Source organism: Variovorax sp. 10L426 (genome assembly GCF_056395305.1).
On record NZ_JBFTJF010000009.1, the window covers coordinates 152,582 to 168,115 of the forward strand.

At 65.4% G+C, this 15,534-nt stretch carries 18 protein-coding genes; 8 read left to right on the forward strand and 10 right to left on the reverse strand.

The window, feature by feature from the left end; genetic code table 11:
* Nucleotide 1 precedes the first annotated feature (1 nt).
* The 7 genes from AC1DHL_RS15195 (at nt 2) to AC1DHL_RS15225 (ending at nt 5,271) form a co-directional block, all read left to right on the forward strand.
* Nucleotides 2–919: a DMT family transporter gene (locus AC1DHL_RS15195; RefSeq protein ID WP_478162542.1), complete on the forward strand. Its 918-nt coding sequence runs from the start codon at nt 2–4 to the stop codon at nt 917–919.
* A gap of 10 nt (nt 920–929) precedes the next feature.
* Nucleotides 930–1,835, forward strand: coding sequence for a sulfurtransferase (locus AC1DHL_RS15200; protein WP_478162469.1), 906 nt, complete (start codon nt 930–932; stop codon nt 1,833–1,835).
* Nucleotides 1,832–2,377, forward strand: a complete 546-nt coding sequence (locus AC1DHL_RS15205) for a DUF2796 domain-containing protein (RefSeq protein ID WP_478162470.1) — start codon at nt 1,832–1,834, stop codon at nt 2,375–2,377. Before AC1DHL_RS15200 ends, AC1DHL_RS15205 begins: the two co-directional genes overlap by 4 nt.
* An 8-nt stretch (nt 2,378–2,385) precedes the next feature.
* Complete coding sequence (locus tag AC1DHL_RS15210) at nt 2,386–3,090, forward strand: ABC transporter ATP-binding protein (protein WP_478099425.1); 705 nt, start codon at nt 2,386–2,388, stop codon at nt 3,088–3,090.
* A gap of 16 nt (nt 3,091–3,106) precedes the next feature.
* Nucleotides 3,107–4,369 carry an ABC transporter permease gene (locus tag AC1DHL_RS15215; RefSeq protein WP_478099427.1) on the forward strand — a complete coding sequence of 421 codons (1,263 nt, stop codon included), beginning with the start codon at nt 3,107–3,109 and terminating at the stop codon, nt 4,367–4,369.
* Nucleotides 4,370–4,371: 2 nt separating this feature from the next.
* Entirely contained in the window at nt 4,372–4,971 is a 600-nt protein-coding gene (locus AC1DHL_RS15220) for a DUF3299 domain-containing protein (RefSeq protein WP_478099428.1), read from the forward strand.
* A 90-nt stretch (nt 4,972–5,061) separates the two neighbouring features.
* Nucleotides 5,062–5,271, forward strand: a complete 210-nt coding sequence (locus AC1DHL_RS15225; RefSeq protein ID WP_478162471.1) for a dodecin — start codon at nt 5,062–5,064, stop codon at nt 5,269–5,271.
* A gap of 148 nt (nt 5,272–5,419) precedes the next feature.
* Here AC1DHL_RS15225 and AC1DHL_RS15230 read toward each other — a convergent pair whose 3' ends face one another.
* The 4 genes from AC1DHL_RS15230 to AC1DHL_RS15245 form a co-directional block, all read right to left on the reverse strand.
* Entirely contained in the window at nt 5,420–5,662 is a 243-nt protein-coding gene (locus tag AC1DHL_RS15230) for a hypothetical protein (protein ID WP_478099433.1), read from the reverse strand.
* Between the two features lie 118 nt (nt 5,663–5,780).
* Complete coding sequence (locus AC1DHL_RS15235) at nt 5,781–6,692, reverse strand: ZIP family metal transporter (protein WP_478162472.1); 912 nt, start codon at nt 6,690–6,692, stop codon at nt 5,781–5,783.
* 155 nt (nt 6,693–6,847) lie between these two features.
* Nucleotides 6,848–7,621 (reverse strand): aspartate/glutamate racemase family protein, encoded by a 774-nt coding sequence (locus AC1DHL_RS15240; RefSeq protein ID WP_478162473.1) that lies wholly within the window; start codon nt 7,619–7,621, stop codon nt 6,848–6,850.
* Nucleotides 7,622–7,636: 15 nt separating this feature from the next.
* Nucleotides 7,637–8,518: a transporter substrate-binding domain-containing protein gene (locus AC1DHL_RS15245; RefSeq protein ID WP_478162474.1), complete on the reverse strand. Its 882-nt coding sequence runs from the start codon at nt 8,516–8,518 to the stop codon at nt 7,637–7,639.
* A 210-nt stretch (nt 8,519–8,728) separates the two neighbouring features.
* Between AC1DHL_RS15245 and AC1DHL_RS15250 the strand changes: the two genes are divergently transcribed.
* Complete coding sequence (locus AC1DHL_RS15250; RefSeq protein WP_478162543.1) at nt 8,729–9,943, forward strand: D-amino acid dehydrogenase; 1,215 nt, start codon at nt 8,729–8,731, stop codon at nt 9,941–9,943.
* On the opposite strand, the gene AC1DHL_RS15255 is transcribed toward AC1DHL_RS15250, so the two are convergent.
* The 6 genes from AC1DHL_RS15255 to AC1DHL_RS15280 form a co-directional block, all read right to left on the reverse strand.
* Nucleotides 9,944–10,474, reverse strand: a complete 531-nt coding sequence (locus AC1DHL_RS15255) for a DUF4136 domain-containing protein (RefSeq protein ID WP_478162475.1) — start codon at nt 10,472–10,474, stop codon at nt 9,944–9,946.
* A 47-nt stretch (nt 10,475–10,521) separates the two neighbouring features.
* Nucleotides 10,522–11,733: a beta-ketoacyl-[acyl-carrier-protein] synthase family protein gene (locus tag AC1DHL_RS15260; protein ID WP_478162476.1), complete on the reverse strand. Its 1,212-nt coding sequence runs from the start codon at nt 11,731–11,733 to the stop codon at nt 10,522–10,524.
* On the reverse strand, nt 11,730–11,990 hold the full coding sequence (locus AC1DHL_RS15265; RefSeq protein ID WP_478162477.1) for an acyl carrier protein: 261 nt from the start codon (nt 11,988–11,990) through the stop codon (nt 11,730–11,732). Before AC1DHL_RS15265 ends, AC1DHL_RS15260 begins: the two co-directional genes overlap by 4 nt.
* A 51-nt stretch (nt 11,991–12,041) precedes the next feature.
* Nucleotides 12,042–12,776, reverse strand: coding sequence for a phosphatase PAP2 family protein (locus AC1DHL_RS15270; RefSeq protein ID WP_478162478.1), 735 nt, complete (start codon nt 12,774–12,776; stop codon nt 12,042–12,044).
* Nucleotides 12,777–12,843: 67 nt separating this feature from the next.
* Nucleotides 12,844–14,178: a glycerate kinase type-2 family protein gene (locus AC1DHL_RS15275; RefSeq protein WP_478099447.1), complete on the reverse strand. Its 1,335-nt coding sequence runs from the start codon at nt 14,176–14,178 to the stop codon at nt 12,844–12,846.
* A gap of 69 nt (nt 14,179–14,247) precedes the next feature.
* Nucleotides 14,248–15,453, reverse strand: a complete 1,206-nt coding sequence (locus AC1DHL_RS15280; protein WP_478099449.1) for a urate hydroxylase PuuD — start codon at nt 15,451–15,453, stop codon at nt 14,248–14,250.
* Nucleotides 15,454–15,534 lie beyond the last annotated feature (81 nt).

The following is a 15,534-nucleotide window of genomic DNA, read 5'->3' on the forward strand; positions in this document are numbered from 1 at the left end:
GATGGTGCTGGGCGCACTGATCTTCGCCTCGATGGGCGTGTGCGTGAAGTTCGCCTCGGCATGGTTCTCCAGCGCCGAACTGGTGTTCTATCGTGGCCTCATCGGTATCGTGTTTCTCTGGGTGCTCGCGCGCAGCCGCGGCGTCACCCTGGGCACGCGCTACCCCGGCATGCACGCATGGCGCAGCATGATCGGCGTGGTGTCGCTGGGCGCATGGTTCTTCGCGATCGCCCACATGCCCCTGGCTACCGCGATGACGCTCAATTACATGAGCAGCGTCTGGATCGCCGCCTTCCTGGTCGGCGGCGCCCTGCTCGCGTGGGTGCCGGTGCCGGGCCGCGATGGCAGCGTGCCGCGGCCGCCGCTGCAGGGCCCGCTGGTCCTCACGGTGCTCGCCGGATTCGGCGGCGTCGTGCTGATGCTCAAGCCCACCGTCGGCGACAGCCAGGGTTTCGCTGGACTGCTGGGCCTCTTGTCGGGGCTCACGGCCGCCTTCGCCTACATGCAGGTGGTGGCACTGTCGCGGCTCGGCGAGCCTGAGGCGCGCACGGTCTTCTACTTCGCCGTGGGGTCCGCCGTCGCGGGCGGCCTCGGCACTCTCCTCGGGCCGTTCACCCCTTTCAGCGAATGGACCTGGGGCCATGCCATCTGGCTCCTGCCTGTCGGTGTGCTCGCGGCCCTCGGCCAGCTTTGCATGACACGCGCGTACGCCACCGCCAAGACGCAAAGCGGTACGCTTCTGGTTGCCAATCTCCAGTATTCGGGCATCGTCTTCGCAGCGATGTACAGCGTGCTGCTGTTCGGCGACCGCATCGACGTGTCGGGTTGGTGCGGCATGGGGCTGATCGTCGCAAGCGGCATTGCGGCCACCGTGCTGCGCCAGCGTCAGTTGCCGAAGGCGCCGGCCGAGGAACATTGAAGGAACTCGCATGTACACGACCCTCATCACCGCGGAACAACTGAAGGCCCAGCAGTCGGGCGATGCGCGCCTGATGGTGTTCGACTGCACCTTTGACCTGATGAAGCCCGAGGCGGGCGCGCAGCAATACCGCGCTGCACACGTTCCCGGCGCCGTGTACGCCAATCTCGACACCGACCTCAGCGCGAAGCACGGCGTGGCCGGAGCGCACGGCGTGGTCGTGGCGAAAGACGACGGCCCGCCCGCCTCCGGCGGCCGGCACCCGCTGCCGAGCCGTGAGAAATTCGCGGCCTGGCTCTCCAGCGTCGGATTCGCCAACGACATGCAGGCAGTGGTCTACGACCGCAACGGCGCCAACTACTGCGGCCGGCTCTGGTGGATGCTCAAGTGGATGGGCCACGATGCGGCAGCTGTGCTCGATGGTGGATTGCAAGGCTGGCAAGCGGCGGGCGGCGCCGTCACCAACCGCGAGGAGCCTTCGCACTTCCAATCGAATTTCGTCGCCGGCAAGCCGCTGCTCACGCTCGTCGACACGCGGACTGTGGCCAAGCGCCTCGAGCAGACTGACCAGACACTGATCGACGCCCGCGCGGCGCAACGATATCGCGGCGAGGTGGAACCTCTGGACCCGATCGCCGGTCACATCCCGGGGGCCTTGAACCGGCCCTTTGCCGAGAACCTCGGTCCTGACGGGAAGTTCAAGCCGGCCGCGCAACTGCGCGCCGAATTCGAATCATTGCTGGCAGGCCGGGATCCCTCCACGGTCGTCCACCAATGCGGCAGCGGCGTGAGCGCGGTGCCCAACCTGCTCGCGATGCAGATCGCGGGACTCGGTCCGACCGCGCTCTATGCCGGCAGCTGGAGCGAGTGGAGCAACACGCCGGGGCTGCCGACCCGGCAAGGCGCACAACCATGATATTGATGAGTCGGCCGCTTCTTTCGCTCACACTGACCGCTTTCCTCGCCACGCCCTTCACCGCCCTCGCCCAGACCCAACGATCCCACGTGCATGGGCAGATCAAGCTCGATGTCGTCATCGAAGGCCCCACTGTCGTGATCGAGATGGATTCGCCGCTCGACAACTTCGTGGGCTTCGAGCGTGCGCCCCGCACCGACGCCGAGAAACAGACCGTCGACAACGCCATCGCACAACTGCGCGCGGCCGACCAGCTCTTCAAGATCGACCCCACCGCCAACTGCAAGCTCGGCCCGGTCACGCTGCGTTCCGCGCCGCTGGGCCTCGGCAAGACCGAGGGCGACGCCACCGAAGGTCATGCCGATCTCGACGGCACCTTCGCCTTCAATTGCACCAACGCCGCAGCGGCGAAGTTCATCGACATCGGCCTGTTCGGCGCCTTCAAGGGTCCGCGCCAGATCGAGGCCCAGATCGCATCGCCGCAAGGCCAGTTCAAGCGAACGCTGAAGCGGCCGGCCGAACGCCTGGCCTGGAGCAAGTGAACCGGCCTGTGAATTTCGTTCTCTCGGCAGAAGCGTTGCGCTTCAGCTGGCCTGGCGCCAAGGCGCCTTGCATCGACATCGAGCGGCTCGACATTGCCACCGGCGAAGCCGTGTTCCTGCACGGCCCGAGCGGCTGCGGCAAGAGCACGCTGCTGTCGTTGCTGGCCGGCGTGCTGGTGGCCGAAGCCGGGCGCGTCGCGCTGCTAGGGCACGATTGGGCCGCACTGTCGGGCGCTACGCGGGACCGCCTGCGGGTGGCGCATGTGGGCTACATCTTTCAGCAATTCAATCTGCTGCCTTATCTCAGCGTGCTGGACAACGTGATGTTGCCTTGTCGCTTTTCGGCACGGCGCATGGCCCAGGCCACGCGCGATGGTGCCGCGCGGTCGCAGGCCGAACATTTGCTCGCGCAGATGGGACTCGACGCCAGTCTGTGGCACCGCCAAGCGATGCAGTTGTCGGTTGGCCAACAGCAACGCGTGGCCGCCGCGCGCGCGCTGATCGGCCACCCCGAAATCGTGATCGCTGACGAGCCGACTTCCGCGCTCGACGAAGACCGGCGCGAAGCCTTTCTCGACGTGCTGCTCGCTGCCTGCAAGACGAACGACAGCGCGCTCGTCTTCGTGAGCCATGATCAGCGCATCGCTGAACGCTTCTCGCGCCACGTGCTGCTTCCGGAGATCAATCGCGCGGCGTCCGGGGAGCCCGCATGACCGCGTGGGGGAACGCATGACGGCACTCTTCGCTATCGCATGGCGCAGTGCCTGGAACCGCCGTTTCACGCTCGCCCTCACCGTACTTTCGATCGCGCTGTCGACCTTCCTCTTACTCGGCGTCGAACGCATCCGCACAGAGATGCGCGAGAACTTTTCATCCTCCGTGTCGGGCACCGACCTGATCGTCGGGGCGCGCACCGGCTCCACGCAATTGCTGCTGTATTCGGTGTTCCGCATCGGCGCCGCCACCAACAACGTGCAATGGAAGAGCGTGCAGGCGCTCGCCGCGCACCCTGGCGTGGATTGGGTCGTTCCGCTCTCGCTCGGCGATTCGCACCGCGGCTTCGCGGTGCTGGCGACGACGCCCGAGTATTTCGAGCATTTCCACTACGGCAACCGCCAAGCGCTGCGCATGCGCGAAGGCAAGCCCTTCAGCGAACTTTTCGATGCGGTGGTAGGCGCCGAGGTGGCTGACAAGCTGGGCTACCACGTCGGCCAGAAGATCACGCTTGCGCACGGCAGCGGCGAGCTCGATGTCTCGGATCACGCAGACAAGCCTTTCACGGTCGTCGGCGTGCTCGAGCGCACCGGAACACCCGTCGATCGCACGGTGCATATCGGGCTTCCGGCAATGGAAGCCATCCATCTCGAATGGGTGGGCGGCGCGCCCATGCCGGGGGTGAAGATTCCGGCCGAGCAGGTGCGCAAGTTCGATCTGACACCCAAGAACGTGACGGCCGCGCTCGTCGGCCTGAAGAATCGCGCCGCGGTGTTCTCGGTGCAGCGCTGGGTCTCCACCTACACCGGCGAACCGCTGATGGCCATCTTGCCGGGCGTCGCGCTCGACGAACTGTGGAGCGTGATCGGCATCGGAGAAAACGCGCTGCTGCTGATGTCGGCGCTCGTCGCGCTGGTCAGCCTCGCGGGGTTGGTTTCGGTCGTGATGGCGAGCTTGAACGAACGTCGCCGCGAACTGGCCGTGCTGCGCGCAGTCGGCGCGAGCCTTCGGCATGTCCTGGCATTGCTGGCACTCGAAGGCGCCTTGGTCACGCTGCTGGGCGTGGCGATCGGCGTCGTCTTCGCGGCACTCGGCATTGCCCTTCTTTCGCCCTGGCTCCAAGCGCAGTTCGGACTGGCCCTGCGCTTGTCCGAACCTACACTCAACGAATGGATATTGCTCGCGAGCCTGATCGCGGCGGGCTGGATTGCCAGCCTGCTGCCCGGCATTCGCGCCTATCGTCTGTCGCTTGCCGACGGACTCTCCCCAAGGATCTGAACATGACGTTGCGTCTCCCCATCTCCTTCCTTCTCGCGGTCATCGTCGCGGGCAGTGCGCTGGCGGCCGAGCCCTCGCCGCAGGCCACCTCGCCGACCAACCCGCTCGGCGGCAAGCCCGCAGACGCCAAAACCGCGCCGGGGCAGCCCCGCGTCATCTCGTGGGAAGAACTGGTGCCCAAGGACTGGGACCCGATGAAGGAACTCAAGGGCATGGACCTGAGCAAACTCGATGACAGCGACCCGCGCGCCAACGAGATGCTGATGAAGCTCCAGGAAGCGTCGAACAACGCGCCGACCAACGCCGCCATGAACGGCGTCGACGTGAAGATCCCGGGCTTCATCGTGCCGCTCGAAGAAAACAAGGGCGAGGTCACCGAGTTCCTGCTCGTGCCCTACTTCGGCGCCTGCATCCACACGCCGCCGCCGCCGGCCAACCAGATCCTGCACGTGCGTCCGAAGCAAGGCGCCAAGTTCCGCGCCATGGACACCGTGTGGGTCAGCGGCAAGCTGCAGACCGTGCGCAACGATTCGATGATGGGCGTGAGCGGCTATCACATCACGGCCGACGACGTCACCAAATACACCGGCGGCGCGAAGTAGCACCGGCTACAACGGCATCGTCATGAAGATGCGGGACACGGCGCCTCCGATGTGCCACCATGACGCGATCCATCGTCCAAGGAGAACGCCATGTCCAGCCACGTCTACAAGCTCATCGAACTCACAGGCTCATCACCCACCAGCAGCGACGACGCCGTCAAGGCCGCCATCGCCAAGGCCGGCGATTCGGTGCGCAACATCCAATGGTTCGAAGTGACAGAAACCCGCGGCCACGTCGTCAACGGCGAAGTAGCCCACTGGCAAGTAACCATCAAAGTAGGCTTCACCCTGGAAGCGTAGAACACTAGGGGCCGCGCGCGGCGCGCCCCCTTCCAGGGCCGCCGCGGAACCGGCTTCGCCGGGCCGCAGGCGGCGCCCCCGATAGGGGGTTGGCGAAGCGACACGAAGTGCGCGCAGCCTGGGGGCGAGTTCAATTCCAGGGGCGAACTCAATCAGGTGCCTGGATCACCCGATCGAACTCTTCGTCAGCCAGCACGTTGTCGGCATCGAGTTCGCTCGCGTCCGTGAGGTCGATGCCGGTTTCTTCGGACAGATCCTCTGTCGCCTCGGCTTCGAGTTCGGACTCGTCGAATTCGTCTTCCGCGTCCTCGGGCAAGGTGTCTTCGGTTTCGTCGATCTCAGGTTCGTCTGCGGCTTCTCCGGGACGCAGAGGGGGGTCGGCGCTGATCATGATCGGACTCCTGGCTGACTGATGTTTCGCATGATGCACCCCAAGTGTGAGCCCGGGTCGAATCAGCCGCTTGAGCCAAGGGGCAACAGATGTTTCAGAACGTGCGTTGTGTGTCCATTCAATGCTTGTGGCCGGATGCCTCGTGCGGGGCATCCGCACCCGCATCGCCGTGGTCATGGCCGTGCTCGCCGTGCGCGAGCCGGCTCACCAGCGTGACGAGTGCAATGCCGATGACCAGCCAGACGATCTGCATGGCCGTCTGGCGCGAGGGCAGGCGCTTCTGGAGTTGCGGGATCAGGTCCGCAAGCGCGACGTACACGAAGCTGCTGGCCGCCAGCACCAGGAAATACGGAAGCCAGTCGTGGAGCCGGTCGACCAGCCACCATCCGGCCACGCCGCCGAGCGCGGTCATGGTCCCGGCCAGCGATACCTTGACCAGCGCGGCCCGCTGATTCGCCGAACTCTGGCGCAGCACGACGAGATCGCCGATGTGGTGCGGCACCTCGTGCGCCAGCACCGCGACCGCCGCCACAAGACCCAGACGCAGGTCGGCGATGAAAGCCGATGCGATCAGGATCCCGTCGCCGAAGCAATGCACGCTGTCGCCGGTCAGGACGGCCCAGCCGCCGCTTTTGGCGGTGCGGGCATGCGAGTGATCGTGCGAATGGGAATGGCCGTGATCGTGGCCGTGATCATGTCCCTGGTCGTGCGCATGCCCGTCGTCCGCGTTGCCATGATGATGTTCGTGCCCGTGATGCCAGAGTTCGGCCTTGTCCAGCAGGAAGAAGAAGACCAACCCGAACAGCAGCACGCCGAACAACACGCCGGGCTCGATCCGGCTTTCGAAGGCTTCCGGCAGCAGGTGCATGAAGGCAGTGGCCAGGAGCGCACCCGCCGCCAGGCTCAACAGATGCTGCGGATTCACACCGCCCTCGCCATCTCTCACACCCACGCGCAGCAAAAAGGCAGCGATCCAGACACTTCCGATGCCGGCGACCAGGGTCGCGGCGATGATGGCTAACAAATTCATGACGGCTTGGCGCGTTGTTGTCAAAACAAAAGCCGTCCATCGGACGGCTTTCGCTGGAAAGCGGCTGGCGGATGCGGTCAGTCCACACCGTCGGCTTTGACGTCCTCGCGGCCGGCGATCCGGCTGCAAGGGCGGCTTTCATCTTATCAACCGTGTCAAGCGAAATGACTTGCCAAAGCGTGACGCGGGGCCGCGGACGTCCCGCCATAGGCCCGCGCTGCCAGCGCCGACGCCAGCACGATCGCCGGATCCACGAGCCGCAGACCTTCGACCGCCGCCGAGCCCTGCAGGCCCAGCGGAATCTCGGTGCAACCCATCACGATGGCGACCGATCCATGCCGATTCGCCAGTTGCAGGGCCACTTCGGCGAAGCAGGACTCTGCCAGCGCCATGTCACCCGCCTTCACGCCTTCATAGATCCCCCGCATGAGAATCTGTCGCTCGTCGGTCGACGGCAGGTGGCAGGCCAGCCCGGCGTCGGCCATGGCCTTTTCGTAGAGGCCGACGCGATAGGTACCTTCAGTCGCCATCAGCGCCACGTCGCGCACCCCCTGCGCCGCGAGGTGCGCCGACACCTCGCGCGCCACATGCAGGATCTCGATGTTCGGAAAGCGCGTCTGCAATGCGCCATGCCAGGCGTGCGCCGTGTTGCATGCAATGGCGACGGCACGGCTTCCGAGCGCGGCAAGACGGCCCAGCGCCTGGAGCATCGGTTCGAGCGGCTGGTGCGCGCCCAAGCCGGAGGAATCGAGCGCGTTGCTGCGATCCGGCACCGGAACCTGGGCCAGCCAGTGCTCCGGAAAAGCCTGGTCGCTCACCGCCTCTCCCCGCGCGCGCATCAGGCGTGCGCAGGCGTCCACGAAGAGGCGCACGAAGTCCGCGCCGGCCGCGGGCCCCATGCCTCCGAGGATGCCTACCGTGTGTGTCACAGCCCTTGGCAGCGCTCAGGTCGCTGGCTTGTCGCTGGGGGTTTTGATGTTTTCGCGGAGCTGCGGGCTCATCGGCAGGCCGAGCGACGTACCCCTCGGCGGGATCGGCTGCATGAACCACTTGTCGTACATTTTTTCGAACTCGCCGCTCTTCATGAGACCGATGATGGTGTCGTCCACCACCTTCTTGAAGGCTGGATCGTCCTTGGGCAGCATGCATCCGTAGGGCTCGACCTGCAACGCGTCGCCGACGACCTCGAAGTCGCCCGGATTCTTGGCGTTGGCGATCTGTCCGAAGAGCAGGATGTCGTCCATCGCAAAGGCCACCGCCCGATCGGACTCGACGAGCAGGAAGGCGTCGGCATGGTCCTTCGCGAGCACGATGTCCATGTCGAGGTTCTTCTCGGTGTTGTACTTGCGCATGACCAGCGCGTTGGTGGTGCCGGTGGTGGTGGCGACGGTCTTCTTGGCCAGGTCCGGGTAGTTCTTGACCTTCGAGGACTTCTTCACGAGCAGGCGGGTCCCGGTGTAGAAGTGATTGATCGCAAACCCAACGTCCTTGCCGCGCGCGGTGTTGTTGGTGGTCGAGCCGCATTCGAGGTCGATGGTGCCGTTCTGCAGCAGCGGAATGCGATTCGCCGATGTCACCGGCATCAGCGCGACTTCGAGATTGGGCTTGTTGAGCTTCTTCTTGACCGCATCCACCACCGCATTCGAAAGCTCGACCGAGAAGCCGATAGGCTTGTTGCCGTCCAGGTAGCTGAAAGGCACCGACGACTCGCGATAGGCCAGCGTGATCTTGCCGGACTCGGCGATCTTTGCGAGGGTGTCAGCGGCCTGCGCTCCCGTCGCGGCGGCGGTGAGCAGGACGGCGGCCATCAATGCGGAAAGTTTCATGCGAGCCCTTTCGGTGATTTGAATATGCAACGGAGTGTAGGAAGCATTCATGCCCCGGTCACAATTCCTTTTGCACGCACGCCCATGTCCAAATGTTATGGATACGGCATCCCATGAGCTTTGGCTATGGGCCGCGGCGCTTTCGGCATTTCCCGGCGGCGCCGCATCGCCCTAGAGTCGACGTATCCGAACAACAAGAGGGAGAACGTGATGCACGTGTGCGTGCTGGGCGCCGGCATCGTCGGTCTGGCCACCGCATGGCAACTGAACCGGCAAGGCTTCGAGGTCAGCGTGATCGACCGTGCGGCGCCGGGCGCCGGCGCGAGCGGTGGCAATGGCGCGCAGTTGAGCTATTCCTACGTGCAGCCGCTGGCCGATCCGTCGATCTGGCGGCAGTTGCCCAAGCTGCTGCTGTCGCCCGCCTCCCCGCTCAAGCTGCGTCCGCAGCTCGATCCCCTGCAGTGGCGCTGGGGCATGGCTTTTCTCGCGGCCTGCAATGCGCAGACTTCGCGCGATACGACGGCCCGGCTTCTGACGCTGGCGGCAGAGAGTCGCAATGCGTTCGAGGAAATGCGCGCCGACATCAACCCTGATTGCGACTTCTCTGCGACCGGCAAGCTCGTGCTGTACGCGAGCGAATCGTCGCTCGAAGGCGCCCACCGTCAGCTCGAACTGCAGCGCACGATGGGCAGTGACCAGCGCCTGGTCACGCCGGACGAATGCGTCGCGATCGAGCCGGCCCTGGCGGACTACCGTGGCCAGATGGCGGGCGCGGTCCACACGCCAAGCGAATGCGCGGCGGACTGCCTCAAGGTGTGCACGGAACTCGTGCGAGCACTGAGCGCGCGCGGCGTGCGCTTCGTCCTGGGTACCGAGATCACCGGCTTCGACGTGCGCGGCGGAAAGGTCGCCGCAGTCCGCACCGGCGGAGGCGATGTCGCTGCAGATGCCTTCGTCATGGCGCTGGGAACGGCATCGAACCGGCTCGGCCGCCAGCTGGGCGCCTACCTGCCGGTCTATCCGCTCAAGGGCTACAGCATCACGGTAGATGTCGATTCGTCGCCGGGCGCGGCGCCCCGGGTGAACGTGACCGACAGCGCCCGGAAGGTCGTGTTCGCCCGCATCGGTTCGCGTTTGCGGGTGGCCGGGATGGCCGAGTTGGTCGGCCATGACGCGAGCATCCCGGCGACGCGCATCGAGACGCTCGCAGAGGCGACCCGTGCCGTGTTTCCGCGCGCGGGTCGATTGGAATCACTGCACCCCTGGACCGGCATGCGGCCGGCTACACCGACGGGCGTGCCGATCATCGGCCGACTGGCAGGTGCCGCCCCGCGCAACATGCTGTTCAACACCGGCCACGGCGCACTGGGATTCACCCTCGCCTTTGGCTCCGCGCAGCAGATCGGGCGCGATCTGGCCGGCTGATCACTTCGCCGGCGTGGTGCCGGGCGGGAAGCCGGCGAACATCTTGTCGAGCGCGGCCTGCAGCATCGCCGTCATGCGGGCCGGATCGTCCTGCAACGTGCCGCTGGCTGTGCCACGCCACAGCGCCGTCTTGCTCTTGCCCTCGAACATGTCGACGACGAGCGTTCCCACTTCAAAGGTGTCGACCGTCGTCCGCGACGAACTCGTCGCCGGTCCGAAACCGCCCCATGAGTATCCGAAGTTGTTGTAGGTGGTGTTGAAGGTCTGCCGTTCGGTGCTCGTCACATGGGCGGCCACGTGAACGTCGCCGTTGGGAACGAGCTTCCATCCCCTGGCCTGCAGGCGTGAATCGATGCCGTCGACGATGCGTTGCTGCATCAACGGCGATCCGCCGTCGGGCCGGGCGATCCAGCTGTACGTCTGGAATCGGGTGAAATTCGCACCGGGGTCGAAATCGATCTTGACGCTCGGCGAGGTCGCGCAAGCCGACAGGAGCACAGCGAGGACCAGCGCGGCGAATCGTCTCATCATGTTGACTCCAATGCATCGATGTGAAGTCCGGCCAGTTTAGCCGTGGCTCAGGCGCGCGCGAACACCAGCACCGAGTTCGTGCCGCCGAAGGCGAATGAATTGCTGATCGCCGCTTCGAGGCGAGGCGCCGATGCACCGGATGCCGGCGTCAGGTTCAGGTTGCAGTCGGGGTCCATCACGCTGCAATGCGCGTTGGGAGGCAGCTCGCGTCGTTGCAGCGCCAACACGGTGACGACCGCCTCGAGCGCGCCGGCAGCACCGAGGAGGTGGCCGTGCAATGCCTTGGTCGAGCTGACGCTCAGTTGGTCGAGATCGCTGCCCCAGACGTCCGCCAGCGCCTCGCGCTCCACCACATCACCGATCCGCGTGGCCGTGCCGTGCGCGTTGCAGTAGCCGATGTCCCGGGGCTGCAATCCGGCCTGGCGCAAGGCTTGGCGGATGGCGCGCGCCTGGCCGTGCGCATCGGGCTTGGTCAGGTGCGAGGCGTCGCAGCTCTGGCCCCAGCCGGCCAGCATGGCGCGGATGCGTGCGCCGCGCCTGCGCGCTCGTTCGGCCGATTCGAGGACGAGAAAGGCGGCGCCCTCGCCGAGCGCGAAGCCCTTGCGATCGCTCGCGAACGGGCGGACCGCCGACGCCTCCTCGCCGGGCGCGAAGCTGGCGAGCGTCTGCATTGCCTGCCATGCCATGACGACACCGGGCACTATCAGCGCCTCGCTGCCGCCGGCGATGGCCAGGTCGACGTCGCCTCGCTGGATCGCCTTCGCAGCCTCGGCGATGGCCACGGCCGACGAGGCGCAAGCCACCGAGTACGTCAACACCGGCCCATGGACCCGATGACGCATGGCGATGTGCGAGGCGGGTGCGTTGGGCATGAAGGCGGGAATCGTCAAGGGCGGCACGCGGCCGTTGCCGCGATAAGCCGCATCCAGAGAAGCCGCGCCGCCCATGCCGCAGCCGGCGAACACGCCGACGCGCTCGGAGTCGATATCGTCCGGGGCACCTGCAATGCCGGCATCTCGCATTGCCATGTCTACCGCTGCGACCGCAAGCTGGCTGACGCGATCCACCCCGGCGAGCTGCAGCTTGGTGAACCAGCGGGATTCGTCGAACACCACGGTCGCCGCAGCGGCGGGCTTGGGCAACTCCGGAAAAATCGGCCGGAGCGCGGAATCGCCGCGCATCAGCGCCGAGAACATCACGTCGGGGTCTTCGCCATGCGGCGCCACGACGCCCAGACCGGTCACCGCAACCTGGTTCACGTCGTCTGCGATGCTCGAACCTTGTCGACGGCGGCGGCCAACTGGGCCAGCGTATCGATGTCGGGGTCGTCGTCAGGCATCGTGATGCCGAAGCGGTCTTCGATCGCGAAAACGAATTCGACCAGGGCCAGCGAATCGAAGCCCTTCTCGCGCATCGATGCGTCGGGATCGAGTGCCGACGCTTCGATCCCGTACTTCTCGTGGATGAGATCCTGCAGTTCTTTCAGCGAACTCTGTATTGCGGTGTCAGTCGTCATACTCTGGCCGTCGACCGGCCGACGGCTATGTTGGTTGTTCCTGCCCGCAGCTCAACCCCTCCTGGGCAGTGAAATTCCATGATATCCGCTTCGACTTCGCACCCATTCGCTTCGGCCGGGGCGCCAGTGCAAGGACGGAAGGACGAAGGCGATGCCGAGCAGCGCCCCTGCAACGGCATCGAGCACCACGTGCTGCCTGACCGCCAGCGTCGAATACGCGATCGCGGCAAACCAGGCCCCGTTGACCAGCCTCAGCCATATCGGCGCCTTCGCCCCACGCAGGATGTGTTCCACCCAGATGGCCGTGAAGATCGCCACTGCCACGTGCATCGAAGGACAGGCGTTGCCGGCCGCGTCAACGCCCTGGAGGATGGCGAACCCCGGGAAGTCGGTAGGGTCCGTGGCCATCGGCGGGATCTGCGTCGGCCAGAGGTAGAACAGGCCCAGGCCGGTCAGGCATAGCGCGCCGACCCACAGGCCGTACGCGACCAGTTCCTTGAACGTGAGCTGAAGCCCCGGTGCCACGCCGATATAGACCCACAGCGAAAAATAGGCGATCAGGGCCTGCGGCTGGAACGGAATCAGAGAGTCCAACGCGGTCAAGGGCATCACCATCACCGGATTGACCGGCTGGCGAAGCAGGTGAAAGTAGCCGATGAAGAAAAGCCAGGTGAACGCGGTGGTCCCGACCACTTTCAGCAGCAGATGCCGACGAATCCGAATGCCGATGTCGACGGTCCAGCGCTGGGCCGGGTAGGACACGAGGCCCAGGTGGGGTTGATTCATGCAGTCGGCGTTTTCGGTCTTGTCGGGCGCCAAGCATGCCTGTTGCCCGCTCGAACCGCAAACGGGACTACAGAATCAACAACGCGCGGAAGTCATTGACGTTGGTATGTGTCGGTCCGGTGACCAGCAAATCGCCGATCGCATCGAAGTAGCCGTAGGCATCGTTGCGGTCGAGATGGTCGGTCAGCTTTCGGCCCGCGGCTTCCGCGCGGCGCAGGGAGTCGGGCGTGACGAAGGCACCGGCGTTGTCTTCGACCCCGTCGATGCCGTCGGTGTCGGCCGCGAGCGCCCAGATGTTTTCGCGGCCTGCGAGCGCGCCTGCGAGTCCCATGCAGAACTCGCCGGCCCGGCCTCCCCGCCCCTTTGCCTGCCCGGGTTGGCGCGGCCGGATGGTGACGGTGGTTTCTCCGCCCGAGAGGATCACGCAAGGCCTTGCGAAAGGCTCACCGCGCAACGACACCGCGCGAGCCAGCGCACCGTGCACCTTGCCGACTTCGCGGGACTCGCCTTCCATCTCGTCGCTGAGGATGTGGGCCTGGATGCCCGCCGCCCGCGCCGCCGCAGCAGCGGCTTCCAGCGACTGCTGGGGCGTGGCGATCAGGTGCGTGACGTGATTCTTGAAGACGGCGTCGTCGGGCTTGGGTGTTTCGAGGGCGCCGCTTTCGAGCCGGGCGCGCACAGGCGCTGGCACCTCGATCCGGTAGCGATGGAGGATGGCGAGCGCCTCCGCGCAAGTGCTTGCATCGGGCACGGTGGGGCCGCTGGCAATCACGGCAGGGTCGTCACCCGGAACATCGCTGATGGTGAGCGTCACCACTTGCGCGGGCCCGCATGCAGCCGCCAGTCGGCCGCCCTTGATGCGCGACAGATGCTTTCGCACGCAGTTCATTTCGCCGATGTGAGCGCCCGATTCGAGCAACTGGGTGTTGATGCGCTGCTTGTCCGCCAGCGTCAGCCCTTCCGCCGGCAAGGTCAGCAACGACGAGCCGCCGCCCGAAATCAGGCACAGCACGAGATCATCGGCCGTGAGTCCCTGGGTGAGCGCGAGGATGCGCTCCGCAGCCTTCATCCCGGCCTCATCGGGCACCGGATGCGCCGCCTCCACGATCTCGATGCGTTGGGCGAGCCCCTCCGGTCGCGGCGGAATGTGCTCGTAGCGCGTCACGACCAGCCCCGACAGCGGCGCGTCGGCCGGCCAAAGCGCCTCCAGCGCCTGAGCCATCGACGCACCCGCTTTCCCTGCGCCAAGCACCAGCGTGCGCCCTTTTGGCGGCTTCGGAAGACAGGGTCCCATGCTTGCAAGCGGCAATGCGCGCTCGACGGCGACGCGATAGAGATGTTCAAGGAATTGACGCGGCGCAGCGTGCGCGTCCGGAATCGGCGAAGTGTTCAAAGAACTCATGATCTTTCCCTTGTCTCCACACATTTTCTCAATCCCCACCCCCACCGCCCCGGCGCATTGACCAAGGGGCTACTTCGTGCTCGCTCCGCCATCGAACCATTTGCCGATCAGCGCGCGCTCGGCATCGGTGATGCCCGTCGCGTTGTTCATCGGCATGATCTTCGTCACCACCACCTGCTGGTAGACCGCCTGGGCGTGCGCCGCGACTTGATCGGGTGTATCAAGCCGCACGTTCTTCATCTGCACCTGTGCGCCGTGGCACATGTAGCAACGTTGTTCGAGCACTTTCTGGATCTCGGCGAATGCCACCTTTTGCGGCGCTGCGCTGGCTACCGGCGCGGCGACGGGCTCCGGCTTCATCCACACGATGGACAGGCCCAATACTGCGGTACCGAAGAGCGCGTACGGGATGGGATTGCGCGCGTTGCCCAGTTTGAAGCGATGGCGAACCACGAAGAACTGCCGGATCCCGGCGCCGCCCAGCATGATGAGCAGCAGCACGATCCAGTTGTATTTGTGCGTATAGGTGAAGCTGTAGTGGTTGCTCAGCATCGCGAACAGCACCGGCAGCGTGAAGTAGGTGTTGTGCACGCTGCGCTGCTTGCCGCGCTGGCCATGGATCGGATCGACCGGCTTGCCTTCGCGCAGCGCCGCGACATTCTTCCGCTGGCCGGGAATGATCCAGAAGAACACGTTGCCGCTCATGGTCGTCGCCATCATCGCGCCGACGAGGAGGAAGGCCGCGCGGCCGGCGAACCAGTGGCACGCGAGCCACGCCGCAAAGGCGATGAAGATCGCCACCAGAACGCCGACGATGGTGTCGCCGTTCTTGCGCTGGCCGAAGATCTGGCAGATGCCGTCGTAGATCATCCAGAAGACCACGAAGAAGGCCACCGCGACTGCGATGGCGGCGCCAGGCTGCCAGTCCATCTTCGATTTGTCGATCAGGTAGGTGCTGGCGTTCCACAGATAGGACATCGTGAAGAGTCCGAAACCTGTGAGCCAGGTCGAATAGCTCTCCCAGTACGACCAGTGCAGATGTTCCGGCAGCCTTTTCGGCGCCAGCGCGTATTTCTGCATGTTGTAGAAGCCGCCGCCGTGCACGGCCCACTGCTCGCCACCGACACCCTTGTCCAGGGATTCCTGGTCTTCCGGCTTTTCGAGGCTGTTGTCCAGCATCACGAAATAGAAGGAAGCGCCGATCCAGGCGATCGCGGTGATGACATGGACCCAGCGCAGCAGCAGATTGGCCCAGTCGAGGTAATAGCTTTCCATTGACTCTCAACCTTGTCGGCGTAGGGGAACGCCGCGGTATTTCGGCCTGCTCACCACTGCGGGCGCTGTAAGCAGAGATAG

Coding starts and splice junctions, on each gene's coding strand:
- AC1DHL_RS15255 (WP_478162475.1), bottom strand. CDS start 10,474: ATGATGAGACGATTCGCCGCGCTGGTCCTCGCTGTGCTCCTGTCGGCT.
- AC1DHL_RS15245 (WP_478162474.1), bottom strand. CDS start 8,518: ATGAAACTTTCCGCATTGATGGCCGCCGTCCTGCTCACCGCCGCCGCG.
- AC1DHL_RS15205 (WP_478162470.1), top strand. CDS start 1,832: ATGATATTGATGAGTCGGCCGCTTCTTTCGCTCACACTGACCGCTTTC.
- AC1DHL_RS15250 (WP_478162543.1), top strand. CDS start 8,729: ATGCACGTGTGCGTGCTGGGCGCCGGCATCGTCGGTCTGGCCACCGCA.
- AC1DHL_RS15225 (WP_478162471.1), top strand. CDS start 5,062: ATGTCCAGCCACGTCTACAAGCTCATCGAACTCACAGGCTCATCACCC.
- AC1DHL_RS15200 (WP_478162469.1), top strand. CDS start 930: ATGTACACGACCCTCATCACCGCGGAACAACTGAAGGCCCAGCAGTCG.
- AC1DHL_RS15235 (WP_478162472.1), bottom strand. CDS start 6,692: ATGAATTTGTTAGCCATCATCGCCGCGACCCTGGTCGCCGGCATCGGA.
- AC1DHL_RS15265 (WP_478162477.1), bottom strand. CDS start 11,990: ATGACGACTGACACCGCAATACAGAGTTCGCTGAAAGAACTGCAGGAT.
- AC1DHL_RS15275 (WP_478099447.1), bottom strand. CDS start 14,178: ATGAGTTCTTTGAACACTTCGCCGATTCCGGACGCGCACGCTGCGCCG.
- AC1DHL_RS15280 (WP_478099449.1), bottom strand. CDS start 15,453: ATGGAAAGCTATTACCTCGACTGGGCCAATCTGCTGCTGCGCTGGGTC.
- AC1DHL_RS15270 (WP_478162478.1), bottom strand. CDS start 12,776: ATGAATCAACCCCACCTGGGCCTCGTGTCCTACCCGGCCCAGCGCTGG.
- AC1DHL_RS15220 (WP_478099428.1), top strand. CDS start 4,372: ATGACGTTGCGTCTCCCCATCTCCTTCCTTCTCGCGGTCATCGTCGCG.
- AC1DHL_RS15230 (WP_478099433.1), bottom strand. CDS start 5,662: ATGATCAGCGCCGACCCCCCTCTGCGTCCCGGAGAAGCCGCAGACGAA.
- AC1DHL_RS15195 (WP_478162542.1), top strand. CDS start 2: ATGGTGCTGGGCGCACTGATCTTCGCCTCGATGGGCGTGTGCGTGAAG.
- AC1DHL_RS15215 (WP_478099427.1), top strand. CDS start 3,107: ATGACGGCACTCTTCGCTATCGCATGGCGCAGTGCCTGGAACCGCCGT.